Origin of the sequence: Bradyrhizobium sp. HKCCYLS20291 (assembly GCF_051167715.1) — a bacterium.
Lineage (GTDB): Bacteria > Pseudomonadota > Alphaproteobacteria > Rhizobiales > Xanthobacteraceae > Bradyrhizobium.
This window is the reverse complement of sequence record NZ_JBNPTO010000010.1, coordinates 138,002-164,725: the sequence shown is the minus strand read 5'-3', so window position 1 is coordinate 164,725 and position 26,724 is coordinate 138,002. Positions and strand designations below refer to the sequence as shown.

Annotated in this window: 22 protein-coding genes and 1 tRNA gene; 9 read left to right on the top strand and 14 right to left on the bottom strand. The window is 65.4% G+C overall.

Translation table 11 applies throughout. The annotated features are described in order from the left end of the window. Positions 1 to 17: 17 nt before the first annotated feature. The 6 genes from ACQR07_RS22425 to rpmI form a co-directional block, all read right to left on the bottom strand. Positions 18 to 794, bottom strand: coding sequence for a sulfite exporter TauE/SafE family protein (locus tag ACQR07_RS22425; protein WP_434904318.1), 777 nt, complete (start codon positions 792 to 794; stop codon positions 18 to 20). Next, positions 791 to 3,199 (bottom strand): phenylalanine--tRNA ligase subunit beta, encoded by a 2,409-nt coding sequence (gene pheT / locus ACQR07_RS22420; protein ID WP_434904317.1) that lies wholly within the window; start codon positions 3,197 to 3,199, stop codon positions 791 to 793. The genes ACQR07_RS22425 and pheT overlap by 4 nt, the downstream gene beginning before the upstream one ends. Then, positions 3,196 to 3,612 carry an ASCH domain-containing protein gene (locus ACQR07_RS22415; protein WP_434904316.1) on the bottom strand — a complete coding sequence of 139 codons (417 nt, stop codon included), beginning with the start codon at positions 3,610 to 3,612 and terminating at the stop codon, positions 3,196 to 3,198. The genes pheT and ACQR07_RS22415 overlap by 4 nt, the downstream gene beginning before the upstream one ends. Further along, positions 3,609 to 4,691, bottom strand: coding sequence for a phenylalanine--tRNA ligase subunit alpha (gene pheS / locus ACQR07_RS22410; RefSeq protein WP_434904315.1), 1,083 nt, complete (start codon positions 4,689 to 4,691; stop codon positions 3,609 to 3,611). The genes ACQR07_RS22415 and pheS overlap by 4 nt, the downstream gene beginning before the upstream one ends. Before the next feature lie 142 nt (positions 4,692 to 4,833). Further along, positions 4,834 to 5,193 carry a 50S ribosomal protein L20 gene (gene rplT, locus ACQR07_RS22405; protein WP_172113603.1) on the bottom strand — a complete coding sequence of 120 codons (360 nt, stop codon included), beginning with the start codon at positions 5,191 to 5,193 and terminating at the stop codon, positions 4,834 to 4,836. 75 nt (positions 5,194 to 5,268) lie between these two features. After that, positions 5,269 to 5,469, bottom strand: coding sequence for a 50S ribosomal protein L35 (rpmI, locus tag ACQR07_RS22400; RefSeq protein ID WP_008539890.1), 201 nt, complete (start codon positions 5,467 to 5,469; stop codon positions 5,269 to 5,271). 502 nt (positions 5,470 to 5,971) lie between these two features. On the opposite strand from rpmI, the gene ACQR07_RS22395 reads away from it, so the two are divergent. Further along, entirely contained in the window at positions 5,972 to 7,750 is a 1,779-nt protein-coding gene (locus ACQR07_RS22395; RefSeq protein ID WP_434904314.1) for a response regulator, read from the top strand. A 106-nt stretch (positions 7,751 to 7,856) separates the two neighbouring features. Here the strand turns inward: ACQR07_RS22395 and infC are convergent, their stop codons facing one another. Next, positions 7,857 to 8,396 (bottom strand): translation initiation factor IF-3, encoded by a 540-nt coding sequence (infC, locus tag ACQR07_RS22390; RefSeq protein ID WP_434904392.1) that lies wholly within the window; start codon positions 8,394 to 8,396, stop codon positions 7,857 to 7,859. A 317-nt stretch (positions 8,397 to 8,713) separates the two neighbouring features. On the opposite strand from infC, the gene ACQR07_RS22385 reads away from it, so the two are divergent. Continuing rightward, positions 8,714 to 9,499 (top strand): alpha/beta hydrolase, encoded by a 786-nt coding sequence (locus ACQR07_RS22385; protein WP_434904313.1) that lies wholly within the window; start codon positions 8,714 to 8,716, stop codon positions 9,497 to 9,499. A gap of 11 nt (positions 9,500 to 9,510) precedes the next feature. On the opposite strand, the gene queG is transcribed toward ACQR07_RS22385, so the two are convergent. Both queG and ACQR07_RS22375 read right to left on the bottom strand, forming a co-directional pair. Further along, positions 9,511 to 10,689 (bottom strand): tRNA epoxyqueuosine(34) reductase QueG, encoded by a 1,179-nt coding sequence (queG, locus tag ACQR07_RS22380; RefSeq protein WP_434904391.1) that lies wholly within the window; start codon positions 10,687 to 10,689, stop codon positions 9,511 to 9,513. Next, positions 10,638 to 11,330 (bottom strand): glutathione S-transferase family protein, encoded by a 693-nt coding sequence (locus tag ACQR07_RS22375; protein ID WP_434904312.1) that lies wholly within the window; start codon positions 11,328 to 11,330, stop codon positions 10,638 to 10,640. Before ACQR07_RS22375 ends, queG begins: the two co-directional genes overlap by 52 nt. Before the next feature lie 373 nt (positions 11,331 to 11,703). Between ACQR07_RS22375 and ACQR07_RS22370 the strand changes: the two genes are divergently transcribed. Both ACQR07_RS22370 and ACQR07_RS22365 read left to right on the top strand, forming a co-directional pair. Next, a complete protein-coding gene (locus tag ACQR07_RS22370) occupies positions 11,704 to 12,510 on the top strand; it encodes an undecaprenyl-diphosphate phosphatase (RefSeq protein WP_434904311.1) in 807 nt (268 codons plus the stop codon). A gap of 173 nt (positions 12,511 to 12,683) precedes the next feature. Next, positions 12,684 to 14,030, top strand: a complete 1,347-nt coding sequence (locus ACQR07_RS22365; RefSeq protein ID WP_434904310.1) for an IS1182 family transposase — start codon at positions 12,684 to 12,686, stop codon at positions 14,028 to 14,030. Positions 14,031 to 14,172: 142 nt separating this feature from the next. On the opposite strand, the gene ACQR07_RS22360 is transcribed toward ACQR07_RS22365, so the two are convergent. After that, complete coding sequence (locus ACQR07_RS22360) at positions 14,173 to 15,141, bottom strand: complex I NDUFA9 subunit family protein (protein WP_434904309.1); 969 nt, start codon at positions 15,139 to 15,141, stop codon at positions 14,173 to 14,175. A 225-nt stretch (positions 15,142 to 15,366) separates the two neighbouring features. Here ACQR07_RS22360 and ACQR07_RS22355 point away from each other — a divergent pair. Both ACQR07_RS22355 and ACQR07_RS22350 read left to right on the top strand, forming a co-directional pair. Continuing rightward, positions 15,367 to 15,453: transfer RNA gene (locus tag ACQR07_RS22355), tRNA-Leu, on the top strand. 1,120 nt (positions 15,454 to 16,573) lie between these two features. Beyond that, positions 16,574 to 18,322: a methyl-accepting chemotaxis protein gene (locus ACQR07_RS22350; RefSeq protein ID WP_434904308.1), complete on the top strand. Its 1,749-nt coding sequence runs from the start codon at positions 16,574 to 16,576 to the stop codon at positions 18,320 to 18,322. Between the two features lie 452 nt (positions 18,323 to 18,774). Here ACQR07_RS22350 and ACQR07_RS22345 read toward each other — a convergent pair whose 3' ends face one another. Both ACQR07_RS22345 and ACQR07_RS22340 read right to left on the bottom strand, forming a co-directional pair. Then, entirely contained in the window at positions 18,775 to 19,320 is a 546-nt protein-coding gene (locus ACQR07_RS22345) for a hypothetical protein (RefSeq protein ID WP_434904307.1), read from the bottom strand. A gap of 580 nt (positions 19,321 to 19,900) precedes the next feature. After that, positions 19,901 to 20,821 carry an NAD(P)-dependent oxidoreductase gene (locus ACQR07_RS22340; RefSeq protein WP_434904306.1) on the bottom strand — a complete coding sequence of 307 codons (921 nt, stop codon included), beginning with the start codon at positions 20,819 to 20,821 and terminating at the stop codon, positions 19,901 to 19,903. A 490-nt stretch (positions 20,822 to 21,311) separates the two neighbouring features. On the opposite strand from ACQR07_RS22340, the gene ACQR07_RS22335 reads away from it, so the two are divergent. From ACQR07_RS22335 to ACQR07_RS22325, 3 genes are all read left to right on the top strand, one after another. Then, positions 21,312 to 23,033, top strand: coding sequence for a pyrroloquinoline quinone-dependent dehydrogenase (locus ACQR07_RS22335; protein ID WP_434904305.1), 1,722 nt, complete (start codon positions 21,312 to 21,314; stop codon positions 23,031 to 23,033). 378 nt (positions 23,034 to 23,411) lie between these two features. Then, positions 23,412 to 23,738 carry a c-type cytochrome gene (locus ACQR07_RS22330; protein ID WP_434904304.1) on the top strand — a complete coding sequence of 109 codons (327 nt, stop codon included), beginning with the start codon at positions 23,412 to 23,414 and terminating at the stop codon, positions 23,736 to 23,738. 28 nt (positions 23,739 to 23,766) lie between these two features. Continuing rightward, the gene (locus ACQR07_RS22325) at positions 23,767 to 24,543 is read left to right on the top strand and encodes a substrate-binding periplasmic protein (RefSeq protein WP_434904303.1); all 777 of its coding nucleotides are present in this window, start codon (positions 23,767 to 23,769) and stop codon (positions 24,541 to 24,543) included. A 340-nt stretch (positions 24,544 to 24,883) separates the two neighbouring features. Here ACQR07_RS22325 and ACQR07_RS22320 read toward each other — a convergent pair whose 3' ends face one another. Together ACQR07_RS22320 and ACQR07_RS22315 are read right to left on the bottom strand one after the other, a co-directional pair. Beyond that, the gene (locus ACQR07_RS22320; protein ID WP_434904302.1) at positions 24,884 to 26,176 is read right to left on the bottom strand and encodes a TRAP transporter large permease; all 1,293 of its coding nucleotides are present in this window, start codon (positions 26,174 to 26,176) and stop codon (positions 24,884 to 24,886) included. Next, positions 26,167 to 26,712, bottom strand: a complete 546-nt coding sequence (locus tag ACQR07_RS22315; protein ID WP_434904301.1) for a TRAP transporter small permease — start codon at positions 26,710 to 26,712, stop codon at positions 26,167 to 26,169. The genes ACQR07_RS22320 and ACQR07_RS22315 overlap by 10 nt, the downstream gene beginning before the upstream one ends. Positions 26,713 to 26,724: the final 12 nt, after the last annotated feature.

The window sequence follows — 26,724 nt, the reverse complement described above, 5'->3', positions numbered from 1 at the left end:
GTCTCGTTGGCGTGAGGCTAGCCCCGCCCGAGCACCCCGTCGAGAGCCGGCAGACCGGCGATCACGGCAATTGCAATCAGCGCGTAGCAGATGGCGCGGAACATCTGCTCGCTGGCGCGGCCAAACAGCGAAGCGCCAAAGGCGACGCCGAGCGCGTAGACCGGGCCGATCAACAGCGAGAGCTTCAGTGAGTCCCAGCTGATCAGGCCGCTCGTCGCATAGCTGACCATCGCGAAGAAGTCCGAGGCGCCGAAGAACAGCACGATGTTGGCGCGCGCGATCTTCGACGGGATCGGACGTCCGAGCCAATAGCCAACGATCGGCGGACCGCCGGTCTGCGCGAGGCCGCTGCAGAAGCCGGAGACGGCGCCGACCGCAACGGACAGAACGGTGTATTCCCTGCCGCGGTAGCGCCAGCCGGAGACCAGCAATGCGAGCAGCGCGGTCACGAAGCCGGTGATGATCCAGCGTACAGTGATGGGGTCGAGGCGGCTGAGAAACCAGGTGCCTACGGGCACGCCGACCAGCGCGCCGGCCACGATCACGGCGGTGGCCTTGCGATCCGCCTCGTGCCAGGCCGGCGCCACCATCGGCGCCATCGATACGAAGTCGATCACCAGCAGCAGGGGCGCCACCAGCTGCGGCGTCGCGAAGCTGCTGGCCAGCGGCATGAAGATCAGTGCTGCACCGAAGCCGGAGAAGCCGCGCGCGGTCGCTGCGATGAAGGCGACGATGGCCAGTGCGATCGTCGCGAACAGGCTGAGATCGGCAGGGATGAGCCCGGAAAGGCTCATCCGCGCAACGTGCCGCCGGTCTTCTTGGCGACGTCGGCCGTGATCTTCGCCGCGACCGCGTCGATCTCCTCGTCAGTCATCGTCTTGTCGCGCGGCTGCAGGGTCACGGCGATCGCGATCGACTTCTTGCCGTCCTCGATGCCCTTGCCCTCGTAGACGTCGAACACGGTGACATCCGTGATCAGCTTCTTGTCGACGCCCTGCGCCGCCTTCACGATGTCGCCGGCCTTGACCTTGCGGTCGACGATGAAGGCGAAGTCGCGCGACACCGGCTGGAAGGCGGAGAGCTCCAGCACCGGCTTGGCGCGGGTCGGCTTCGCCTTGGCCGCCGGGATGCGATCGAGAATGACCTCGAAGGCGACCAGCGGACCGTCGGCCTTCAACGCCTCCAGCGTGCGCGGATGCAGCTCGCCGAAATGCCCGAGCACGTTCTGCGGTCCCATCTGGATGGTACCGGAACGACCCGGATGCATCCAGGCCGGGCCACCGGCCACGATCTGCAGCGAGGCCATCGGCGCGCCGGCCGCAGCGAGCACCGCGAACGCATCGGCCTTCGCGTCAAATGCGTTGGCCGCTGGTGATCCCGTCCAATGCCGGCCGAGTCCCTTCGACGACGCGATGCCGCGGCGGATGCCGCTGGCCGCGACGAACTGGTCCTCAGGACGGTCGCCCTTGAAAACCTGCCCGACCTCGAAGATCGCGGCATCGCCGAAGCCGCGATCGGCATTGGCCTGCACCGTGGCGATCAGCCCCGGCAGCAGGCTCGGCCGCATGTCGGAGAGATCGGCCGCGATCGGATTGGCGAGTGCCAGTTCGGGCTTGCCGCCGCCGAACTGCTCGGCGGTCGGCTTGGAGATGAACGACCAGGTGACGGATTCCACCATGCCGCGGGCCGCCAGCGCGCGCTTGGCGCGGCGGGTGCGCAGCTGCAGTGCCGTCAGCACCGGTTTGCGCGGCGCGTCGCCACGCTCGAACGGCGTCATCGGCACCTTGTCGACGCCAACGATGCGGACGATCTCCTCGACGATGTCGGCCTTGCCATGGACATCGCTGCGCCAGGAGGGCTCCGCGACTTTCATCACCGGGCCGTTGCCGGCGAGCGTGAAGCCAAGCTGGGTCAGGATTCGCCGCACCTCGGGGAACGGCACTTCGATGCCGGCGAGACGCTTCACTTCGGTGAGCGGGAACTCGATGATGCGGTCATCGCCGAACGACCTGCCGACGACCACATTGTCCGACGCCGTGCCGCCGCACAATTCGAGCACAAGCTTCGTCGCCATCTCCAGGCCCGGCACCATGAACGCCGGATCGACGCCGCGCTCGAAGCGGTAGCGCGCGTCCGAGTTGATGCCGAGCTTGCGGCCGGTCTGGGCGATGTTGATCTCGTTCCACAGCGCCGATTCGATCAGCACGTCGGTGGTGGTCTCGTCGCAGCCCGAGGCCTCGCCGCCCATGATGCCGGCCAGCGATTCGACGCCGGCATCATCGGCGATGATGCACATCGATTGGTCGAGCGTGTAGGTGCGGCCGTCCAGCGCCAGCAAGGTCTCGCCGTCGCGGGCGCGGCGAACGAGCAGATTGCCCTTGACCTTCTTGGCGTCGAACACGTGCAGCGGCCGCGCCCGGTCGAAAGTCATGTAGTTGGTTATGTCGACCAGCGCGTTGATCGGGCGCAGGCCGATCGAGGTCAGCCGCTGCTGCAGCCATTTCGGCGACGGTCCGTTCTTGACGCCGCGCACCAGCCGCAGCGCGAAGCCGGGACACAGCTTCTCGTCCTCGACCACGATCTTGACGGGGCAGGGGAACTCGCCCTTGACCGGCTTGATGCCAGGCTCCTTGAGCTTACCCATGTCGGCCGCGGCGAGGTCGCGCGCGATGCCGTGCACGCCGGTGCAGTCCTGGCGGTTCGGCGTCAGGTTGATCTCGAACAAGGGATCGCCGAGCCCGGCCCACTCGGCATAGGGCTTGCCGAGCGGCGCATCCGCCGGCAGCTCCATGATGCCGTCGTGGTTCTCTGAGAGTTCGAGCTCCGCCTCCGAGCACAGCATGCCGCGGCTCTCGACGCCTCGGATCGTGCCGACCGACAGTGTGATGTTCTTGCCGGGAATGTAGGTGCCAGGCGGCGAGAACACCGACACCAGCCCGGCGCGCGCATTCGGCGCGCCGCACACCACCTGCACCGGCGCGCCGCCGTCGCCGGTGTCGACCATGCAGACGCGCAGCCGGTCGGCGTTGGGATGCTGCTCGGCGGAGACGACGCGCGCGATTCTGTACGGCGCGAGCAGCTTCGCCTTGTCCTCGAGATGCTCGACCTCGAGACCGATCATGGTGAGCTTCTCGGCGATCTTGTCCACCGACTCGTCGGTGTCGAGATGATCCTTCAGCCAGGACAGTGTGAATTTCATGATGCAACCCTGCGATCGGCAAAGACCTCGACAAGACGGAAGCGCTCACACATCAACGTCATGGTGTCGCTGAATCTGCCCAGTCGGGTGAAATAGGTTCGGTGCGCTTCGCGCCAGTCGTTCAGGCTCCGGTCGCCTTCGCCCTCTTCGAAGGCGAAGGCCGCGTCGACCTCGTCGAAACGGCGATAGCTGATCTCGGTGGTCTCGATCACGCAGCGCGGACCGCCGCGACCGTCGAGAACGATCCAGCGCTCGCCGGGCTTTGAGGTGTTGGGCTCGTCCTCGGTGCTGCAGGTCGCCGTCTTGATGCCCTTGACGACGAGGTCGAGCAACTTGTCGGCAAGCTCAGGACCGTCGCCGAACGCGAACGACCGCAAGCCGCGATAGGCCTCGGGGACCATCTCGAGGTTCACGTGCTCAATCCTCCCGCCAGTGTCGGCAGGTCGAGCGGCTTGAAGCCGTAATGCGCCAGCCAGCGCACGTCGCCCTCGAACAGCTGGCGCAGATCGCTCATGCCGTATTTCAGCATCGCGATGCGGTCGATGCCCATGCCCCAGGCGAAGCCTTGGTACTCGTCGGGATCGATGCCGCAGGCGCGCAGCACGTTCGGATGCACCATGCCGCAGCCGAGAATCTCCAGCCAGTCCTCGCCCTCGCCGAAGCGGATCTCGCCCTTGTCGCGGCGGCACTGGATGTCGACCTCGAGCGACGGCTCGGTGAACGGGAAGAACGACGGCCGGAACTTCATGTTGATGTGGTCGACTTCGAAGAACGCCTTGCAGAACTCGTGCAGGATCCATTTGAGGTGGCCGAGATGCGAGCCCTTGTCGATGACGAGGCCCTCGACCTGGTGGAATTGCGGCGTGTGGGTCGCGTCCGAATCGATGCGATAGGTGCGGCCCGGGCAGATCACGCGGATCGGCGGCTTCTGGGTCAGCATGGTGCGCACCTGCACCGGCGAGGTGTGGGTCCGCAGCAGCATGCGCGAGCCGTCCTCCTTCGGATTGAAGAAGAACGTGTCGTGCATCTCGCGTGCGGGGTGGCCTTCCGGGAAGTTCAGCTTGGTGAAGTTGTAGTCGTCGGTCTCGACGTCGGGCCCTTCGGCGATCGAGAAGCCCATGTCGGCGAAGATCGTGGTCAGCTCGTCCATCACCTGGCTGAGCGGATGGATGCGGCCGGTCTCGGCCGGCGAATCCTGCAAGGGCAGGGTGACGTCGATCGTCTCCGCAGCGAGGCGGGCGTCGAGCGCGGCGGCTTTCAGCACGTCGCGGCGCGCGGTCAGCGCCTGCGTGACCTTGTCCTTGGCGAGATTGATCGCCGCTCCCTGCGTCTTGCGCTCGTCCGGCGACATCTTGCCGAGCGTGGCGAGCAGCGCCGAGATCGAGCCCTTCTTGCCGAGGGCTGCGACGCGCACCGCCTCCAGCGCGGCTTCATCGCCGGCGGCGGCGATCTGGTCGAGGATCGAGGTTTCGAGCGAGGCGAGGTCGGACACGGTCAAAATCTCCGCGGAACAAAGGCGGCTGGGTTGTCGCCGCGACGGCGACAAGGGTCAAGCGAAAGCAGTGATGTGATCTGACAGCAAAAAGCGGCCGAGAGCGTCGGCCGCTTTTGAAGTCCTCACGATGCGGAGGCGATCAGGCGGCGAGCGCCGCCTTGGCCTTCACAACGATCGCCTCGAACGCGGCGGGCTCGTTGATCGCGAGATCCGACAGCACCTTGCGGTCGACGGTGATGCCGGACTTGGACAGGCCGTCGATAAATCGGCTGTAGGTGAGCTCGAACGGACGCACGGCGGCGTTCAGGCGCTGGATCCAGAGCGCGCGGAAGGTGCGCTTCTTGCGCTTGCGATCGCGGAACGCGTACTGGCCGGCCTTCTCGACGGCCTGCTTGGCGGTGCGGATCGTGTTCTTGCGGCGGCCGTAATAGCCCTTGGCGGCCTTGAAGACTTTCTTGTGCTTGGCGTGGGCGGTCACACCGCGTTTGACGCGAGACATGCCGGAAATCCTTGGATTCAGAGATGACGGAAAAGCCGCGCCGGGCGCGGCGGGGTTTCAGAAGCGAGAGGCCGGTCAGGCGTTCGGCAAGAAGTATTTCTTGACGTTGTCGCCGTCGGTCTTGAACAGCACGCGGGTACCGCGCAGCTGACGGATCTGCTTCTTCGTCCGCTTGATCATGCCGTGGCGCTTGCCGCGCTGGGCGTGCATCACTTTGCCGGTGGCAGTCACCTTGAAGCGCTTTTTAGCGCCGGATTTGGTCTTCAGCTTGGGCATTTGGCTCTCCTTGATGCCAACGGCAAGCCGCCCGCAAAAGCGGCGCCATCCGGCGAAAATGCTCGTTAGAGCGTTGGTTGTGCTCAGGTTTCGGGTCCAAACGAGGATCCACCCGCACAGGGTCATCGCCACGGCAGCCCTTGATCAGCCGGGCGACGAAGGCCGCGCTTATGCCAGAGAAGTTCAAACATGGCAATGACTGGAAGCGCTTCTCCGGATTCCGGAGCGAATGCCGCGCATGTGCCCGTCCCGTCCGGTACCGGGGAACCCGCGTTCACAAGCAATCAAGGACGTTCGTAAGAAAGTTCCCGCGCACCACGCTGCTCGTCAATCCAAGCTTTACCCCGGGGACCCCAACGTTCGTCGCAATCATCGCGAGAACATCCGAAACCTGCGCCCAGAGATGAACAGCAGTCATTTACCGATCGACACCGCTGTCGGCCCGACGGCATCGACCTCCGCCAGCCCGGCGACAGCAGGGACAGAGGTTCAAGCTGGCACCTTGCCTCGGCGTCTGCGGTTCGGTGCAATCGCCCGCGCCACGCCGTTGTCGATCGTCAGCACGCTCGTCAACACGACGGTCGTGCTGGTCTCGTTTCGCGCGGTCGTTGATTGGAATCTGCTGCTGCTGTGGTCCGGCGTGTCCTATGCGCTCGGGATCATGTTGCTCTACCGGTGGTTTGCGCAGCAGCGCCGGACCCGGCGAGCCACCGGGCCGAGCTCGCCCAGGAAGCCGAAATCCGCGCGCAAGAACATCGTCATGGCCGCGATCATGGCCGCGCCTTGGGGGATCCTGGGCTTATGGCTGTTCGGGCAGCTCCCCCCTGAACAAGAGATGGTGCTGATCGCAGCGTCCGTGGGCATGGCGGGCGGCGGCAGCGTGCTGCTGTCGTCTGTTTACCCGGCGGCCGTCACCTACGTGGCGGTGATCATGGGGCCCGTGATCGTCAGATGTTTCACGTTGCCCGGCAGCAACTACACGATGATGGGCTTCATGGCGCTGAGCTATGGCTTCTTTCTGATCACGACGACCAGCACCTACGCCAAACTCTTCGCTGAACGGGGCGAGGCTCTCGATCGCCTCGGCAACAGCCTTGCCGCAGCGGAGCAGGCGAGCCGGGCCAAGTCGGACTTTCTGGCGATGATGAGCCACGAGATCCGCACGCCATTGGCCGGCATGATGGGGATGATCGACCTGCTCGTCGGCACCGAACTGAACGAGGAGCAGTGCGGACTGGCCCATGTCGCGCATGAATCGGCGCGCAATCTGCTGACCGTCGTCAACAACATCCTGGATTTCTCGAAGCTCGAGGCCGGGCAGTTCGAGCCGGAATCGATCCCGTTCAGCGTGCGGCATTCGATCGATGCCGTCCGGCTGCTGCTGGCTCCGAAGGCGCGGAGCAAGGGACTGCAATTCGAGACCAGCATCAGCAAGGACATTCCGGACCAACTGGCCGGCGATCCGAGCCGGCTCGGCCAGATCCTGCTCAACCTGGTCGGCAATTCGATCAAGTTCACCGAGACCGGCTCGATCCGGATCACGGCCGAGCCCCGCGTGCTCACGCCCGACTCGATCGAGCTGCGGATCGAGGTCTTGGACACTGGAACAGGCATTCCTGCCGATGTGCAGAAGGGCCTGTTCAATGCATTCGTGCAGGCGGATTCGTCGATCTCCCGCAAGTATGGCGGCAGCGGGCTCGGCCTCGCCATCTGCAAGCGCCTGTGCCAGGCGATGGGAGGCGACATCGGCGTCGAAAGCGAGCCGGGACGGGGCAGCAAGTTCTGGTTCACGATGGTTTGCCGCCCCTGCGAAACCCCGGTCAAGGTGCAGTCGCCGCCGCTTGTCCCGGCGATTCCGCGTGAGACGTCCGACCTGAAGATCCTGGTGGCCGAGGACAACGACATCATCCGGTCGCTGGTGTCGAAGCTGCTGGCCCGGGACGGCTATCGGGCCGACCTCGTCTGCAACGGCAGGGAGGCGGTCGAGGCGGTGCAGCGCAAGGCTTACGATCTCGTCCTGATGGATATGCAGATGCCCGAAATGGACGGCATCACGGCGAGCCGGCGGATCCGCGCCCTCGACGGACCCGTCCGCAACGTGCCGATCATCGCACTGACCGCCAACGCGCTGGTCGGGCAGCGCGAGATCTGCCTCGCCGCCGGCATGAATGATTTCGTCACCAAGCCGATCCGCCCGGAAGCGCTCCAGGCCGCGATCGCCCAACACCGGCCGGGCGCCTCTGGCGCATCCGGCAAGACGGTGGTGGTGGCTGGAGCCTGAACCAGGATCAGGACGGCCGTTTCCTCAGCGAGCTGGGTAGCCCTCCGGCAGGAAAAAGCCCGCCAATCGCGTGGCGGGCCCGGTTTGGCGCGTCGGTATCCGGCTGCTAGCGCGGCGCCAGCACCATGACCACCTGCCGCCCTTCGAACTTGGCGTCCTGTTCGACCTTGGCGAACGCCGCCACGTCGGACTTGACCTTGTCGAGCAGCTTGGTGCCGATCTCCTGGTGCGCCATCTCGCGGCCGCGATAGCGGAGCGTGATCTTGACCTTGTCGCCTTCCTCGAAGAAGCGCTGCATGGCGCGCATCTTCACGTCGTAGTCGTGATCATCGATCATCGGACGGAGCTTGATCTCCTTGATCTCGACGACCTTCTGCTTCTTGCGGGCTTCCGCCGCCTTCTTCTGCGCCGAATATTTGTACTTCCCGTAGTCCATGATCTTACAGACGGGAGGCGAGTTGTTCGGCGAAATCTCGACCAGATCCATGCCGGCTTCCATGGCCATCTTGATCGCAACGACGGTCTCGACCGTGCCGCGATTGGTGCCTTCGGCGTCGATCAGCTGGATCTGCGCATTGCGAATCTCGTCATTGGTGCGCGGCCCGTCTTTGACGGCAGCGGGCGGGGCTCGATTGGGGCGGCGAATGGGTAGTGCTCCAAGGTTGTGGAAGAAGGCGGCTATTTTGAAGGAAGATGCCTCTGCGGGCAAGGTCGCGTGGGCCCGGTGCGTCGAAATTCCGCCCGGCCGTCGCGGCACTTGCGTCGCACGCGCAGTCGGCGTGGCGGCGTATTCCCCCAAAGGAGACCAGCCGACCAGGACGGCGCTCGCGCGGGGCCGGGCCGTGTGGTTCCGCTGGGGACATAGAGTGCGGGCCTTGCTTTCGCAAGCAGCAGGCTCGGAGCGACCGGATTGACGGGAACGGCCGGCTCGCCCACACAACAGCCGACATCGGGTAACGATCCATGAACCAAGCTGCACAATCCGCCGACCCGCCTGCCTTCATCACCGTCGGCACGGGCGATTTGTCGCGCCAGATCGCGGTCCGGGCCCGCCGCGGCGCCGCGCCGGGCCTGTTCTGGCTCGGTGGCTTCAATTCGGACATGACGGGCACCAAGGCGCTGGCCCTCGACGCCTGGGCGGCCGAGCACGGCCGTGCCTGCGTCCGCTTCGACTATTCCGGCCATGGCGAATCCGGCGGCCGCTTCGCAGACGGCACCATCGGACGCTGGCTGGAGGAGAGCGTCGCCGTGTTCCGGGAGGTCTGCCGGGGACCGCAGGTGGTGATCGGCTCCTCCATGGGCGGCTGGATGGCGCTGCTGCTGGCGCGCGAGCTTCTGAACCAGCCCGGCGAGGCCGCGCTGGCCGGCCTCGTCCTGATCGCGCCCGCGCCCGACTTCACCGAGGAGCTGATGTGGAAGGGCTTCTCGAAGGAGATCCGGACCGAGATCGAGACCAAGGGCGTCTGGATGCGGCCGTCGGAGTATGGCGAACCGTATCCGATCACCAGGGCGTTGATCGAGGACGGGCGCAACCATCTGCTGCTCGGCGGCGCCATCAATGTCGGCTGCCCCGTCCGCATCCTGCAGGGTGCGCGGGACCCCGACGTGCCCTGGCAGCATGCCTTCGCGCTGACGCACCGGCTGCCGGCGGATGACGTGGTGCTGACCATGATCCAGGACGGCGACCACCGGCTTTCGCGGCCGCAGGACATCGCGCGGATGCTGGCCGCCGTCGGCGAGATCGGCTGACGCGGCTGGGCTCATCGCGCCGTTTGCCATTCCGCGCGGACACGGTCGTCGGTCTCCGCGGGCAGCGCAGACTCGGCATGGCGCGCGAAGGCGGCCTCGTCGAGCAATTGCCCCAGCGCCCATGCCGCCGCGCCCCGCACCAGCGGATCGGGATCGGCCGTGAGCCGCTCCGCCGCCGGCACCAGCAACGCGTCGCCGGAGTTGCCGATCGCGATCAGCACGTTGCTCAGGAACCGATTGCGGCCGATGCGCTTGATCGGCGACTTCGTGAACAGCGCGCGGAACGCGGCGTCGTCGAGCGCCGCCAGCTCGTCGAGCGACGGCGCACGCAGCGCCTCGCGTGCCGCCAGCTTCGCATCCCGGCCCGCTTGCGCGAACTTGTTCCACGGGCAGGCGGCGAGGCAGTCGTCGCAGCCATAGATGCGGTTGCCCATGGCTTTGCGGAACTCGCGCGGGATCGGGCCCTTGTTCTCGATCGTCAGATACGAGATGCAGCGCCGCGCATCGAGCCGGTACGGGGCAGGGAACGCCGCGGTGGGACAGCTGTCGAGGCACGCCCGGCACGAGCCGCAATGATCCCGCTCCGGCGCATCCGCCGGCAGCTCCAGCGTGGTGTAGATGGCGCCGAGGAACAGCCAGGAGCCGAAGCCGCGCGAGACGAGATTGGTGTGCTTGCCCTGCCAGCCCAATCGTGCCGCCTCAGCCAGCGGCTTCTCCATGACTGCCGCGGTGTCGACGAACACCTTCACGTCGCCGCCGGTGGCCGCGACCAGCCAGCGCGCCAGCGTCTTGAGGTTCTTCTTGATGACGTCGTGATAGTCGTCGCCGCGGGCATAGACCGAGATCGCGGCGCGGCTGCGCGCGTCGAGGATGGCGCGCGGATCCTCGTCGGGACCGTAATTGACGCCGAGCATGATGACGCTGCGGACCTCGCTCCACAGTTTCAGTGGATCGGTGCGCCGCGCGGGCTCGCGGGCGAGCCAGTCCATGTCGCCGTGCTGGCCCGACGCAATGAAGCGCTCGAAGGCCGCGGCGCGCTCAGCGTTCACGACCGGCGCGGTGATGCCGACGGCATCGAAGCCCAGCCGTTGCGCCTCGGCGGCCAGTGCGGCCCTCAGGGCCTCTGGCGCGTTAGCGCTCAGAAGTCGAGATCCACATAGGTTCGCGATGCCGGCACGCCGGCGAGCCAGTCGCTCAGCAGCGGGCGGAACGACGGCCGCGACTTGACCCGCGCGTACCACGCCTTCGCGGCGTCGTCCTCGATCCACGGCACGTCGCCGAGATAATCGATCGCCGACAGATGCGCGGCGGCGGCGAGGTCGGCATAGGTCAGGCGGTCGCCGGCGAGGAAATTGCGCCGCTGCGCCAGCCAGCCGATATAGGCGAGGTGATAGCGCACATTGGTCTTGGCGGCGCGAATCACGTCGGTCGACGGCGGTCCGCCGCCATCCTCCTCGCTCATGAAGCGCTTGTAGATGCGCTCGGTGACCAGCAGGTTCGAGGCCTCCTCGAAGAACTTGTCGTTGAACCACGCCATCAGCCGGCGCACCTCGATGCGCTCGGCCGGCGAGGCCGGCATCAGCCGGCGGTCGCCCATCGCTGGCCCGCACGCCTCGTCAAGATACTCGGCGATGACGCCGACGCCGGGCACCGGCGGCAGGCCTTCGACCGACAGCACCGGCGTGGTCGCCGCCGGATTGAGCGCGAGGAACGCCTCGCGGCGCTCCCAGGCGCGTTCCTCCACCAGGCGCAGATCGAGCCCGTATTCGCCGAGCACGAGTCGGACGAAACGCGAATGCGGGCAGAAGGGATGGTGGAAGAGCGTGTACATGGAGCCTTTCGACGATTCCGCGGCCGCTGCGCCCGACGCTGGATCAACCTTCGCATCGCGCGGGCGGATGGTCTCGATACCGGCGCACCACGGCGCGGTTGCGATTCGGACCATTAGCGCATGGTCGGCGAAAGTGTAAGCAGTAGGGCGACGGGGCGACAGGCGGGAAACGCCGTTCCCGGATCCGTGACTGACGACGCATGATCCGTGCTCCGGCACCGTCAAGTGCCTTTTCACCCACGCCTGTTCGTCTCGCCGGTCGCGCTCCGGTTCATTCATCGGATGTGGCTGCGCGCAGCGCTTTTTGCAATTGCGGGCGCGGGCCGAATAGGCGAGAAGGGCGGCGCTTTGCCGGCAATCATGGATCCGATCAATGATGTCAGATACGCTGCGGGCGGTGCTTCTCGGCATTGTCGAGGGCGTCACCGAGTTTCTTCCGGTCTCCTCGACCGGCCATCTGCTGCTGGCGGAGCGTTTCTTCGGCCTCGGAGAGGACGGCTTCTGGAAGAGCTTTGCGATCCTGATCCAGCTCGGCGCCATCCTCGCGATCGTCGCGCTGTACTTCTTCAAGCTGTACCGCGTCGCCATCGGCGCGCTCACCAATCCCGACGATCGCCGCTTCATCATCGGCGTGCTGATCGCCTTCCTGCCCGCCGTGATCATCGGCCTCATCGCCGGCAAATACATCAAGGCGCTCCTGTTCGATCCCTGGGTCGTCTGCTTCTCGCTGATCGTCGGCGGCGCCATCCTGCTGTGGGTCGATCAGATCGATCTCAAGCCACGAGAGCACGACGCCACGCGCTATCCGCTGATGATGTATCTGTGGATCGGCGTCGCGCAGTGCCTGGCGATGATCCCCGGCGTGTCGCGCTCCGGCTCGACCATCGTGGCGGCGATGCTGCTCGGCGGCGACAAGCGCTCGGCCGCGGAGTTCTCCTTCTTCCTGGCGATCCCGACCATGGTCGGCGCCTTCGTCTACGACTTCTACAAGAGCCGTGCCGAGATGACGGCCGATCACCTCGGCCTCATCGCGATCGGCTTCGTCGTCTCCTTCATCACCGCGATGATCGTGGTGAAGGTCTTCCTCGACTACGTCACCCGCCACGGCTTCATGCTGTTCGCCTGGTGGCGCGTGATCGTCGGCACCCTCGGCCTGATCGCGCTGGCGCTCGGCAGGTAGTTATCGCGTAGGGTGGGCAAAGGCGCGCAGCGCCGTGCCCACCGTCTTCACTCAGCGTGTCGTCGCAGGATGGTGGGCACGCTTCGCTTTGCCCACCCTACGAGGCTGTGAATCTTTTGATGCCAGCCGTAGTGCGAATATGATTCTCTGAGCGGAGCGATTTGCTGGAGATCATGATGGCTGACGACGAGCTCTTTGAGGGACTGCCCGACCAGTCTGCTCCGACAGGGCGGGCGGCTGCGCGTGGGGCGCCTCGGCTGCGCGAGCCGGTGCGCAATCAGGTCGAACTTCGAGCGGTCGATATCGACAGCCTGATCGGGAGGGATCATCCGGCCCGCATGATCTGGGCCTATGTCGAGCAGCTCGATGTGCGGGAATTGGAGGATAGGGTCAAGGCGCGGGAGAACCGGCCGGGTCATCCGGCACCGTCGCCACGCCTGCTGCTGGCGCTTTGGCTCTACGCCACGAGCGATGGGGTCGGCAGCGCACGGGCACTGGACCGCCTGTGCGAGACGCACGATGTCTACCGCTGGCTCTGTGGCGGCGTCTCGCTGAACTATCACACGCTGTCGGACTTCCGCGTCGGCTGCGCCGACGTGCTCGACCGCCTGATGAGCGAGCATCTGGCGGCACTGAGCGGAGCCGGGCTGGTCGATCTCGATACGCTGGCCCAGGACGGGGTGCGGATCCGCGCCAATGCCGGGGCGAGCTCGTTCCGGCGGGAGGCGACGCTGGAGAAGAGGCTGGCAGAGGCGACGGCGGTGGTGGAGCAGCTCAAGCGCGAGGTCGACGCCGATCCGGAAGCCAGCAACCGGCGCATCCGGGCCGCCCGCGAGCGTGCCGCGCGCGAACGCAAGCAGAAGGTGGAAGCGGCGCAGGCGGCGCTGGAGGAGATCAAGCGCAAGCGAAAGAAGCTCGAGGACAGAGGCGGCAACGGCAAAAAGCCGAAGGAGCCTCGGGCCTCCACCACCGATCCGCAGGCGCGGCGGATGAAGATGGCCGACGCCGGCTTCCGCCCTGCCTACAACGTGCAGGTCGCCAGCGCGGCAGCCGAGATGATCGTGGTCGCGGTCGATGTCGACAACAACGGATCGGACGGCGGCCTGATGCGGCCGATGCTGGAGCGGCTGCGCAAAAAGCTGCCGCGCTTGCCCAAGCGCCATCTCGTCGATGGTGGATATTGCAGCGGCGAGGACATTGAATGGGCGCATGGCCAGGACGTCGAGGTCTACTGTCCGCCGCCGCAATCCAGAAGCGGTGTCGATCCCTATCTGCCTCGCAGCACCGATGGATCCGGCGTGGCGGCCTGGCGGGCGCGCATGGCGAGCGAAGCCGGCAAGGCCCAATATCAGCTCCGATCACTCTGCGAATGCATTCACGCCCGCTGGCGCAATTGGGACCTTAGGCAAGTGACGGTACGCGGCATCGACAAGGTGCGCGCCGTCATTCTCTTGTACGCGTTCACCAACAACCTTCTGCAAGGACAACACCTCGAGGCTCTCCGAAAAGCCACCTCCTAGCCGCAAGCAGCGGCACAAAGGTGCCGCCGCGGCCCGCCAGCCGCTGCAGTAATGCCCGTCCAGCACGGTCATCCTGCGGCTGTCACAATCTTCGCCATCAATGAGCCCAAAACTCAATTGGTTCACGGGCTCTACGGACCTCTCACGCATTCTTGCGCTGGAACTGCCCGGCGGGGCGGAAGCGCCAGAGATATTGCGGGCCGATCGCCTCGAGCGAATCCGGCGTGATGCCGAGGCCCTGCAGCGTCAGGCCGGCGGCCTTCGCCGCCTCCGACACCACGTTGTCGTGGCGCAGCAGCTCGACCTGGTCCGGCGTCAGCTTCAGCGGGCCCGGCGCGAACTGCAGCAGCGTCGCCTGCAGCTTCGCCAGCCCGAACGGCAGCGGCAGCAGCGCGCGGTTGCGGTCGGTGATGTCGAGGATGATTTTCAGGATCTCGCGGAAGCTCAGCACCTCCGGCCCGCCGAGCTCGTAGGTCGCGCCGGCCTGCGCCTTGCTGTCGACGGCATCCGCCACCGCGGTCGCGACATCGCCGACATAGACCGGCTGCATCTTGGTCTCGCCGCCGCCGACCAGCGGCAGGAACGGCGCGATGCGGGCGAGGCCGGCGAAACGGTTGGTGAACTGGTCCTCGGGGCCGAACACGACCGAGGGACGCATGATCACGGCCTCGGGCACTGCCGCCAATACGGCGGCCTCGCCGGCCGCCTTGGCGCGGGCGTAGCTCGAGGCCGATTCGGCATCCGCGCCGATCGCCGAGACGTGCACCATCCGCGCGCCGGCGGCCGCTGCGGCCTTGGCGACGGTGGCGGCACCCTCGCCCTGCACGGCGTCGAACGTCTGCGCGCCGCTCTCGGTCAGGATGCCGACGAGGTTGATCGCGACATGGCTGTCGCGCAGCGCCGCCGCCACCGAATCGGGATAGCGCAGATTGGCCTGCACGGTGTGAATCTGGCCGACCCGGCCGAGCGGCTGCAGGTGGCCCGCCAGCTCCGGCCGTCGCACCGCGACGCGGATGCGATAGTCGCGCTTGGCCAGCGCCCGGACCACGTTGCGGCCGACGAAGCCGGAGCCGCCGAACACGGTGACGAGGGTGTCCAGATTCGATGCCATTGGGATCATTCCTGGGATAGGAGGGCGGTCCGTCCGCCCCGAAGGAGAGGGCTGTTCTCGCGGCGATTCGCACCCGCGGCCGCCATCTTGCGCCGCTGTATAGCCCATCGTCCGCACCGCGGAAAAGGGAGCCGTGTTTTTGCGTATCGGGTGAGAAAAATTGTCATCTTGGGCCTTCAGCGGTTTGACAAGCCGCCGTTCGATCCGTACACACCGCCCCCACATGCCCAGGTGGCGGAATTGGTAGACGCGCTGGCTTCAGGTGCCAGTGGCTTAACGGCCGTGAAGGTTCGAGTCCTTTCCTGGGCACCATTTTTGGTGGTGGCCTCCCCCGCATAAGTGATCTGTGACAGACGAAGGCGCTGACGCGCGCCGATCGGTCGGATTGGGATCGATTTTGGGGTACGATGCCAAGACGTCGGCGACACGCTCGTCCTCGAACCACCCGACCCTCCTGCTTTCGATGTCCGTGATATCGCCGCCGCCGGCTGCACACTCCCACCCTCCCCCTCCAGGGGAGGGTGGACCGAGCGCGCATCGCATCTCGTCGACATTCGTAGCGTCAGCGTCATTCGCGAATTCCAGGCAAGACCTTACAGCCTCGCGGCGCATCCCGCGCCCGAGCTCTGCTGATCGTCTCGCCCCCGAAATCATGAGGGCGCAGGGAAGGCCGGGTGCCGGTCGCACCCATGGCCCGCCAGCGAAAGAAATGCTGGCGGCAGGAACCACAGGTACGCGCCGGATCATCCGGCCCTCCCTGCGCAACGGTTTTAACGGCTGCTTCGCGTTCTCCCTGGTGCGCCGGCTTGCTGGCCACCATCCCCACGCGAAGCGAAGCTTCGACGTGAGTTGACATCAGCGTCGGGATGTCAGGACCGCGCGACTTGACCGTGCGTGCATCGATCGTTCGTCGGCGCGGACTGAACCACGCTGCGTCGACACACGCCCATCGCATCCCACTGCCAACGATCCGTGACGGTCGCGAAACGCCCCTCATGCGGCAGCAGGGACGGGCGGAAATGTGCGACTGATTTGCCCGACGGCACAAGAGAAAATGCTGCGGCAAACTAACACGACGGGCAATTCGTGCATGGGAGGCATGCTGACAACTCCACTGGCATTGCTTCGTCGCTTTGCTCCTCACGATGACGGTGGCGGGCGTCGCGCCTCGAACCGCCGGAGCGATGCCTGCAAGCTGCCGACGCGCATCGGTCCAGAAGATCAGGGCGTGGAAACACCGTATATGTAGGTCGAGCCGGCTGAAGGTCGATCGCCACGAGCTGGCCGGTGACGGCAACATCGAACAGGCCTCGTATTAGTACGGGTGAGACGATTCGATGCCGTTAACCATTCCGTTGGAAGGTTCCCGGCAGTGTGTGACTGCAATTCGCGCAGGTCACGTGTCGTCAAGCCCAGGGAATTCCGCGCTGCCATGAGAATGATCGAGAACATCCGGATCGGTACCAAGCTCATCGTCACATCGGTCATCAGCATTCTTCTCGTCGCAGCGCTGATCTACATCCAGATGACCGGCACCGAACAGGTCAAGGCTGCTGCCGATGCGGCGGATCGCCAGCAGGTCATCGCGCGCGATGGCATCGACGCCAAGGCATCTGTCCGCGGGATGCAGATCGGTATGCGGGACATCCTGCTTGCAGCCGACGCCAACGCGTTGAGATCGGCGCTGGACTCTATCGCGGCACGCAAGAAGTCTCTGGCCGGCTCCACTGAGGCGATGTTGAAGCTCTCCACCAATCCGGAGAACCGCGACCGCATTTCGAAGATGGCCACGCTTGGAGCCGACTATGCGGCGCAGGCCAGCGAGGCCGCCAAGCTGCGCGCCGACGCGCTTGCGATCGAGGCCAGGCGGGCCGCAGGAAGCGAGGTTCCGGCCGAAGCCGCCAAGCTCGAGGCCGACGCGAAACGGATCGTCCGCGAGGACGCCGCACGTGACGCGAGGGAGCTCGATGAGCTCTCCAACAAGATCGTCGAGTTCGCCGAGCACAGCGTCGAGCAGCAGCTCGCACGGATGGCGGACACCGTTGCCAGCTCGGAAAAGTCCTTCACCATCGTGGCCGCTCTGGTGATCCTGGTCCTGATTGCCGCGGCCGCGCTGGTGATCCTGACCGTGGCGCGGCCGGTCCGCGCGCTGGCCGCCGCGATGGGAGAATTGGCGTCCGGAAACTTCTCCGTGGTCCTGCCGGGACTCGGCCGCCAGGACGAGGTCGGTGATGTCGCCGGCGCGGTCGAGCGCTTCAAGGTGCTGTCCGAGCAGAAGGCGCGCGAGGAGGCCGAAGCCAAGACCGAGCAGGATCGGATTGCCGCGGGCCAGCGGCGGACCGCGATGCTGAAGCTGGCCAACGAATTCGAGGCGGCCGTGGGCGGCATCGTCAACACCGTCTCGACGGCGTCGACCCAGCTCGAAGCCGCCGCATCGACGCTGACCGGCACGGCGAGCCGGGCCCAGCAGCAGGCCACCGTCGTTGCTGCGGCGTCGGAGGAAGCTTCGACGAACGTGCAGTCGGTCGCGTCGGCGACCGAGGAGCTGTCGTCGTCCGTCAACGAGATCAGCCGGCAGGTCCAGGAGTCCGCGCGGATGGCCGGCGATGCCGTCGGCCAGGCCCGCACGACGAATGATCGCGTCAGCGAATTGTCGCGCGCTGCGGGGCGCATCGGCGACGTCGTCGAGCTGATCAACAGCATTGCGGGGCAGACCAACCTGCTCGCCCTCAACGCCACCATCGAGGCGGCCCGCGCCGGCGAGGCAGGACGCGGTTTTGCCGTGGTCGCTTCCGAGGTGAAGGCGCTGGCCGAGCAGACGTCGAAGGCGACCGGCGAGATCGGCCAGCAGATCGCCGGCATTCAGGGGGCAACCGAGGAGTCGGTGTCCGCCATCCGGGGGATCAGCGGCACTATCGAGCGGCTGTCGGAGATTTCTTCGACCATCGCAGCGGCCGTGGAAGAGCAGGGCGCCGCGACGCAGGAGATCTCCCGCAACGTGCAGCAGGCTGCGCAGGGCACACACCAGGTGTCGTCGAACATCAACGGCGTCCAGCGCGACGTTGCTGAAACCGGACTGGCGTCGTCCCAGGTGCTGTCGGCCGCCCAATCGCTGTCGCAGGAAAGCGGCCGCCTCAAGCGCGAGGTCGGACGCTTCCTGGACACGGTTCGCGCCGCGTAGACCCGCGATCGACCGGGCTCGGAGACCGCGCCTTAGCGGCGCGTTGGCGATTGACGGATCAGCGAGCTCGCTGTCGCCGGGCATGCGCGCTCGCCTGAGTCGTGCATGCACCGTCCTCGGACCTGTCGGCCAATACGCCGTGCCGACACGCCGTCGAACGGCAGATCAGCATCGGAATATCAAGACCACGCACTTTGGCCGTGCATCGATCGTTCGTCCGCGCGGACTGAACCACGCTGCGTCGACACACGCCCATCGCATCCCACTGCCAACGTCTCGCGACGGTCGCGACACGCCCCTCATGCGGCAGCAGGGACGCGCGGAAATGTGCAGGTGAGTTGCCCGACGGTGCAAGGCGAAATGTTGCGACAGACTGGCACGACGGGCAAAATACACAATGGTTAGTCGATTTGGTGGAAGAAAATTACCTCGCGGCGAGCGACCTTGTATTCCTAAAACTCTTTCGTCTCGACCCGTCCCCCAAAGTACACGTTCCGCCCGACCCTCTCATCCATATCGCACTCGATAAGATTGGGCCAACGCGGATGCGGCCGCTTGTTGTGGCGGGGCCAGTCGGGCTTAAGCTTGTACCAGCGATTGAAGAGCACCCCACTTCTTCGAGGAGGTGACTGCGACTTCTTTTGATTCATAGTCGTCTCGACGAAGAACGTGGTGAGTGCCTCGGCGAAATGTAGTGCCTCGCTATGAACCTTGGGGCTGCTAGACGGTCTGCGACCGGGTTCGGGCTGCGATTTAACAATACCAAGCCACAACTCGAAAGTTTCCTCAGGCCAAGTGCCAAAGATATGATGACCCGTCGTCAATCGAGTCGAAATGTTATGTGATATTCCAACATAGGATCGTTCTTGACCCGCGGGTTCGTAGGCAAGGTAAAGGCATTCTTCAACTTGGTTTTCTTGTCCTAGCTGGCGTGCTTGAGTAAGGCTGTACGAGGGGCCGTACCAATCTACAGCAACCATGAAGAGTTCTGCTGCCATTAGAGATCTCCGATATAAATACAATACATGGATGATAATCGCTCAATGCAGGATCGCGGGATGCAAAATGAAACGCCTCATGTCGGGAGGCGCCGTAGCCGCAACTAACTTAAGATCTGGTTCGAACCCTTACTCGCCTAGATGCGCGGAACATGCCACGTTGCTTCCATGGCTCGAAACTGTGTTGTGTAGAACACTATACAACGCAAAGGGCTCTTTAGCATAGACAGCCTTGAGTCAAACGTCAGGAGATCTGGGCTTCTTGGAGTATGGTGGCAGTGCACCAATGGGCCAAAGGGACGATGCTCATCCGATGCCTTCGATGGCGTGCCGCCTCGCTGTCGGCTGCTGGCGGTGTCGTCCCGCGAATGCGGCAACCCACACTGCGTGATGTCTGGAAGGGGCATGCGGTACGTTTCCCGCGCTTCATGACCGCCGGTAGTTCTTGGCTCCGGATCAGCGCCCGCCGACACGTTGCGGGAGCGAGCTTATTGGCGGCGACACGGGACGCCGTTGTCAGCTGGCAATCATGGATGCGGTTCGCCGGGCCAGGGCAAACCAACAAAGCCCGATGCCCAGGTCACTCCGTGCGTGACGCCGCGATCACGCGCGCCAGCACGGGCCAGTACAGATCGCCATAGCCCGCCGCGATGGCCTCTCCGAGCCGCCGGTCGGCGAGCTCCGCGCCCGGCAGATCGATCTGCACGGACCTGGCGAGATCGAGCGCGTAGCTGATGTCCTTGCGCGCATATTCGGTCGAGAACGCGCGCTCGGGAAATGTGTCCGGCAGCATCGCCTTCATGCCGTGGTTGCGCAGCGCGAAGCTGTCGGCGGAGCCCTTGGCGAGCGTTTCGAACAGCAGCTTGGGATCGAGGCCCGCACGCTTGGCGGTCTCCAGCGCCTCGCCGAGCGCGACCACGGTCTGCATCAGCACCATGTTGTTGAGGATCTTCACGACCTGGCCGGCGCCGACGCCGCCGCAATGGGTGATGTCGGTCGCGAACATCGCGATCAGAGGCCGCAGCCGTTCGAACGTCGCCGCGTCGGCCCCGACCATCACGCTCAAGGTGCCGTCCTCGGCCGCCTGCCGGGTGCGGGCGATCGGCGCATCGGCGAAGGCGGCGCCCTTGGCGGCGAAACGCGCGGCGAGCTCCCGGCTGGCCTGCACCGGCGAGGTGCCGAGGTCGACGATGGTGTGGCGCGCCTCGACGTAACGGAGCAGGCCGTCGTCGCCGTCGCACACGGCCAGGACATGCTTGCCACTCGGCAACGCCATGAAGATCACATCAGTCTTGCGCGCCAGCTCCGCCAGCGACGCGGCGCTGATGACGCCGACCTCGGCGAGCCGCGCAAGCGGCGCGTCCACTCGATCGAACCCGTACACGATGGCGCCGGACTTCCGCGCCAGATTGCGGCACATCGGCTCGCCCATGACACCCAGACCGATGAAGCCGATCGTCACCATCGCAAGTTCCTCTTCATTCCAAGAATGGACGTCCAAGAATGCACGCCGGCGCGCCGCATTGCATCTCCTCGCCGCGTCGCACTCACCCGCGTCGCATCCGGAGCCGGGGTTGCGGTTTGACGTAGAGTCTCATTTTGTCTTCCGCACATGCGATAAGTCAGCATGTCTGACTAATAGCGCTCGCGGACCCGACATCGTCGACATGGCGGCGAGCATGTGGAGCAAATGGCGGAGATCGCACGCCACCGATCTGCGTCGCTTGCACAGCTTGGCGATCGTTGGCTTCCGCTGGCGCGATTCGGCTTTTTGCGCTGCGGATTTGCTGCGGGACGAATGCCCGGCGCGATCGGGACGGCCTCCCCCTCGGCGCATTCACAGCGGTACGATTAAACGTTAGGTTGAGGCGTCACTCGTCCCGTCGACACACGGCGCATCACACGAGCTCGGCGTAGCGGCAGACGATCTGGCGAAGGCGGCTCGCGACAATCGCAGTGCCATCAACGAAGAACGTAGCGGAGGAAGTGCCATGATAAAGCAACGGAAACGTCTTGCTGGGCCGATCGCGCTCGCCATCACCACAATGCTCGCCGCGACGGCGGCATCGGCGCAGACGGTGGACTCGGCGCGCATCGAAGCCGGCGGCCAGAACGACTGGCTGACCTACCACGGCTCGTACAAGTCCTATCACTACAGCCCGCTGGCGCAGATCAACACGGGTAATATCAGCAATCTCGGCGTCGCCTGGATCCACATTCCCGGACGATCGACGCGCGGCCTGCAGTCGATGCCGCTGGCCGCCGACGGCGTGCTCTACTACACGGGCTCCTACAGCCGCGTATTCGCGCTCAACGGCGCCACCGGCGAGGTGATCTGGTCGTACTTCCCGGAGCTGGACGAGGCGCTGGTCGCGCGCCAGACCCACTCGCCCTATAATCGCGGCGTCGCGATCGGCGACGGCAAGGTCTATGTCGGCACCATGGACGGGCGGCTGATCGCGCTCGACATGAAGACCGGCAAGGTCGCCTGGGACACCAAGCTGATCGACTCGCAGAAGCTGACGGTCGGTTTCACCGGCGCGCCGCTCTATGCCAAGGGCACCATCGTGATCGGCTCGCAGGGCGGCGAATGGCCGGGCCGTGGCCCGATCTTCGGCGTCGATGCCGCGACTGGAAAGAAGAAGTGGGAATTCCTCACCGTCGCCGGCACCGAAGAGGCGATGAAGACCTGGGGCAATGATTCCTGGCGCACCGGCGGCGGCGGCGGCTGGATGCCCGGCACCTACGACAGCGAGACCAACACGGTGCTCTGGGGCACGGCCAACCCGGCCCCGCTGTATGACTGGTCGGGCGCGGACTGGAAGACCCAGGGCGCCCGCCCGGGCGACAACCTCTATACGACGTCGGTGATCGGCCTCGACCTCGACAGCGGCAAGCTCAAATTCTATCACCAGGAGCTGCCGCACGACGCATGGGATTTCGACAGCGCGGTCGGCGAGTTCCTGATGCTCGAACGCGACGGCAAGAAGCTCGTCGTGCATCCCAACAAGGGCGGCTTCGTGTTCGTCTATGACCGCGATCTGAAGGTCAACAACGTCTGGCGGCTGGTGGAGAACATCAACTTCGTCAAGACGATCGACCCGAAGACCGGCGAGCTGATCGGGCGCCGCGACTTCACCGCCGGCAAGGTGACCGAGCCGCTCTGCCCCTATATCGGCGGCGGCATGAGCTGGAACGGCGGATCCTACAATCCGAAGACCGGCCTGTACTACAAGATCGGCCAGGAATGGTGCATGACGCTCGACGTCGTCAAGACGACGCCGGTGGTGGCGCCGCAGGTCCAGCTCAACATCGGCGCCGACTTCAAGATCGCACCGCCCCCGGGCGGTGAGATCTACGGCCATCTCGATGCGCGCGATCCGATCACCGGTGCCAAGAAGTGGGAGGTTCGATATCCCGAGCCGCCGATCGCGAGCGTGCTGTCGACCGGTGGCAATCTCGTGTTCGTGCCGGATTCGCGCGGTACCGTGCATGCGTATGACGCCGAGAGCGGCGCCGAGCTGTGGAGCCGCAACAACGGCACCGGCCATCAGGGCGGCATCATCAGCTACTCGGTGGGCGGCAAGCAGTACATCGCGATGACCGCCGGCTTCGGCGGCATGCTGTCGGACGACTACGCGGCCACGTTCGGCGGCGTCTACAAGAGCATGCCCAGGGACGACGGCGCGCTGATCGTCTACAGCTTGAAGTAGGCCAGAGACGTCGCGGGGACCGGTTCGCCGATCCCCGCGGTCGGGTTTGTCGCGTGTGGTGATCAGGGGCTGTCGCGACGAACCATACTGGCAGTTAGTTACTCCGTCATGCCCGGGCTTGTCCCGGGCATCCACGTGGCTCTCAGTGCGCAGAACGACGTGGATGGCCGGGACAGGCCCGGCCATGACGACGTGGAGACGGGTGAGAACAAAACTCCGATTGTCACATGCGATAGATTTGGCGCGCGGCGCCCTCGCGATGGAACGCAATTGAATCGGCCATGCTTGACGAGATGAAGCTCGATGACTTTTGAATCGACCAGACTTGTGTTGACGAAACTGGCGTGGACGACACTCCGAGTGGTGCAGCGATCCCGCGTGGTTCGGGCGCTTTGGCCGGCGATCACCGCCGCCGTGCTCGCCTGCGCCGCACCGGTGTGGGCGCAGTCCGCCGCACCCGCGCCGCCGGCCGAGCAGTTCGACGCTCAGCAATTGTTCGCGACGACCTGCGGCTGGTGCCACTCCGGCGCCGGCCGCGTCGCCGGCAAGGGCCCGCAGCTGATGGACTCGCCACGCAGCGACGACTTCCTGCGCAACCGGATCAAGGTCGGCAAGCCCGGCGCGATGCCGGCGTTCGGCGAATCCTTCAGCGATGCGCAGATCGACGCGATCATCGTCTACATCCGCGCGCTGAAGCCGGATTAGTTGAGAGTCATCGGTTGAGGACGACGACATGACACGAATGTTCGCGCTGCTTGCCACCGTGATTGGCACGATCCTTGTCTTGATCGGCCAGGCCGAGGCGCGCTCGCTCGACGCCATCCGCTCGCAAGGCCAAATCGGGCTGTGCGCCCATCCCAATTCGCTGCCCTTTGCCAGCAAGGCCGGTGACCCGCCGGGCTTTCAGGTCGAGATGGGCCAGGCACTGGCGCGCGAGCTCGGCGTTTCGCTGCGGCTCGATTGGATCATCACCATGTTCCAGATGCGCGCCGCCGGGTGCGACATCGTCATGGACATCATTGCCGATCCGGAGGCGCTCGAGCAGACCCGGCTGAAGACCACCAAGCCCTATTATCACACGGGCGTGGCGCTGGCGGTGCCGCAGGCGAGCAAGCTCACCTCCATCACCGGACTCGACCAGACGACCAAGGTGGGCGTGCAGGTCGGGTCGGTGGCGGCCATGCTGATCAGCCAGCGTCATGTGCCGATATCGACCTTCGGCTTCGAGATCGACAGCCTCGATGCGCTCGCCAATCACGAGATCGCCGCCGCCGCGGTGACGCCCGCCAACGCCGCCTATTACAACCAGACCCATCCGGACAAGGCGCTCCGCATCATCGCCCTCGACGACAGCGAGCCGAGCCTCAACTGGAACGTCGCCATCGGCATGATTCGCCCCGATGACGCGCTGCGCGAGGCGGTGGAGGCGGCCCTGGCCCGCCTGCGCGCCGACGGCACCGTCCAGCGCATCTACAGCCGCTACGGCGTGACGCTGCAGGAGCCGAAGTAGCGGACGGGGGCCAAGGGGCCACAGCGACGCATGCATGCACTGTCACTGAAATGACGGCGAGAACGACGCCGCACGCTTCGAATTTTTCTCGGAGGCGATACTGAACACGCCAACCACAGCCGTCGTCCCGGCGAACGCCGGGACCCATACCGCGTGATGGCTGGAAGGGGCAGGCGGTCCGTACCGCGCGACTCATGGCGGCCGGTGGCTATGGGTCCCGGATCTGCGCCCGCCGACGCGTTGCGTCGGCGGGCTTGTCCGGGACGACAGCGGAGGATGTGGCTGTCGGGTATGCCGTTTCAGGTGTCGTTCGCCGGCCAGGCTTGCGAACCGTCTTGCGTTATCCCTTGTAGCCCATCAGCAGCCGCGGCAGCCACAGTGAGAAGGCGGGGACGTAGGTCACGAACATCAGCGCGGCGATCAGCGCGGCGTAGAACGGCAGGATGGTGCGCATGACCGCGCCGACCGAGATGCCGCCGATGGCGCAGCCGACGAACTGCGTGGTGCCGACCGGCGGGGTGTTGAGGCCGAGCGCGCAGTTGATCAGCATCAGCATGCCGAACTGCACCGGATCCATGCCGGCCTTCATCGCGATCGGCAGAAAGATGGGCGTGCAGATCAGGATGGTGGCCGCCATGTCCATGAAGGTGCCGAGCAGGAACAGGATGACGTTGATCAGCAGGAAGATCATCCAGGGCTGCGACGAGACCTTGTTCATGAGGTCGCCGGCGAAGTCGGCCACCTCGTACAGTCCCATCAGGTACTGGAACATGGTGGAGACGCCGATCAAGAGCAGCACGACGCCGGTGGTCTTCACCGCCTTGGCGGCGGCGCGCAGGAAGTTCTGCAGGGTCATGGTGCGGTAGATGAAGAACGTCAGCACGATCGTGTAGGTGACCGCGACGGCCGCGGATTCGGTGGCCGTGAAGACGCCGGACAGGATGCCCGTCAGGATGATGCCGACGATCAGGAGGCCCGGCAGCGCCGCTGCGAACGAGCGGGCCACTTCCGACCAACCCGGGAACTTGCCGGCGGGATAGCCGCGCTTCACCGCGACGGCGTAGGCCGCGACCAGCATGCAGATCATCAGCACCAGCGCCGGCAGGAGGCCGGCGGCGATCAGTGCGCCGATAGACACCTTGCCGCCGGCGGCGAGCGCATAGATGATCATGTTGTGGCTGGTGGGCATCAGGGCGCCGACCAGCGAGGCGTGGGTGGTGACGTTGACGGCGTAGTCGGTGTCGAAGCCTTCCTTCTTCATCATCGGGATCATCACCGCGCCCATCGCCGAGACGTCGGCGACCGGCGAGCCGGAGACGCCGCCGAACAGCGTGCAGGCGACGACGTTGGACATGCCGAGGCCGCCGCGGATGTGGCCGACGAGGTTCTTGGCGAGCTGCACGATCTTGTCGGCGACGCCGCCATGCAGCATCAGCTCGCCGCTGAAGACGAAGAACGGGATCGCCAGGAACGAGAAGATGTTCATTCCCGACATCATCTGCTGGAAGATGACGGCGACGGGCAGGCCTTCATACAGAATGGTGCAGAGCGCGGAGAGACCGATGGCGAAGGCGACGGGGACGCCGAGAACCAGGAAGCCGAAGAACGTGGCGCCGAGAATGATTAGTTCCATGAGGGGACGACCTCTTCGCCGCGCAGCAGAGCAATGATGTGCTCGATTGAGAAGGAGACGATCAGCACGCCGGAGGTGACCAGCGGCACGTAGCGGACGACTTCGGGCAGACCGAGATTAGGAATCTTCACCGTGCCGACGGAGGCGCCGAGGATCCAGCCATTATAGGCCATCGCGATGCCGAAGATGGCGACCAGCACATGGATCACGAGCTCGATCTTCTCGCGCGTTGAGTCCGGCAGCATCACCAGCAGGCTGTCCATGCCGATGTGGCCGGCGTCGCGGACGCCGACGGCGGCGCCGATCAGGGTGACGTAGAGGATCAGGACCAGCGCCAGGTTCTCGGTCCAGGTCGGGCTCGAGTTGAGCACGTAGCGTCCGAACACCTGGTAGAACACGATGGTGACGATGACGAGCAGGCCGGTGACGGACAGGTACATGCCCAGGCGTGCGACGACGGCGTTGATCCGCGACAGCGGGCCGGTCGATGGACGCCCGGTCTCCTGCTCGTGGCTTGCGACATGTGGATCTGTCATTCCCTCCCCCTC

What these genes read in the sequence shown, in the direction of transcription:
- ACQR07_RS22425 (WP_434904318.1), bottom strand. Translation starts at nt 794, where the DNA reads ATGAGCCTTTCCGGGCTCATCCCTGCCGATCTCAGCCTGTTCGCGACG.
- pheT (WP_434904317.1), bottom strand. Translation starts at nt 3,199, where the DNA reads ATGAAATTCACACTGTCCTGGCTGAAGGATCATCTCGACACCGACGAG.
- rplT (WP_172113603.1), bottom strand. Translation starts at nt 5,193, where the DNA reads ATGTCTCGCGTCAAACGCGGTGTGACCGCCCACGCCAAGCACAAGAAA.
- rpmI (WP_008539890.1), bottom strand. Translation starts at nt 5,469, where the DNA reads ATGCCCAAGCTGAAGACCAAATCCGGCGCTAAAAAGCGCTTCAAGGTG.
- ACQR07_RS22385 (WP_434904313.1), top strand. Translation starts at nt 8,714, where the DNA reads ATGAACCAAGCTGCACAATCCGCCGACCCGCCTGCCTTCATCACCGTC.
- ACQR07_RS22375 (WP_434904312.1), bottom strand. Translation starts at nt 11,330, where the DNA reads ATGTACACGCTCTTCCACCATCCCTTCTGCCCGCATTCGCGTTTCGTC.
- ACQR07_RS22370 (WP_434904311.1), top strand. Translation starts at nt 11,704, where the DNA reads ATGATGTCAGATACGCTGCGGGCGGTGCTTCTCGGCATTGTCGAGGGC.
- ACQR07_RS22365 (WP_434904310.1), top strand. Translation starts at nt 12,684, where the DNA reads ATGATGGCTGACGACGAGCTCTTTGAGGGACTGCCCGACCAGTCTGCT.
- ACQR07_RS22360 (WP_434904309.1), bottom strand. Translation starts at nt 15,141, where the DNA reads ATGGCATCGAATCTGGACACCCTCGTCACCGTGTTCGGCGGCTCCGGC.
- ACQR07_RS22350 (WP_434904308.1), top strand. Translation starts at nt 16,574, where the DNA reads ATGAGAATGATCGAGAACATCCGGATCGGTACCAAGCTCATCGTCACA.
- ACQR07_RS22345 (WP_434904307.1), bottom strand. Translation starts at nt 19,320, where the DNA reads ATGGCAGCAGAACTCTTCATGGTTGCTGTAGATTGGTACGGCCCCTCG.
- ACQR07_RS22335 (WP_434904305.1), top strand. Translation starts at nt 21,312, where the DNA reads ATGATAAAGCAACGGAAACGTCTTGCTGGGCCGATCGCGCTCGCCATC.
- ACQR07_RS22325 (WP_434904303.1), top strand. Translation starts at nt 23,767, where the DNA reads ATGACACGAATGTTCGCGCTGCTTGCCACCGTGATTGGCACGATCCTT.
- ACQR07_RS22320 (WP_434904302.1), bottom strand. Translation starts at nt 26,176, where the DNA reads ATGGAACTAATCATTCTCGGCGCCACGTTCTTCGGCTTCCTGGTTCTC.
- ACQR07_RS22315 (WP_434904301.1), bottom strand. Translation starts at nt 26,712, where the DNA reads ATGACAGATCCACATGTCGCAAGCCACGAGCAGGAGACCGGGCGTCCA.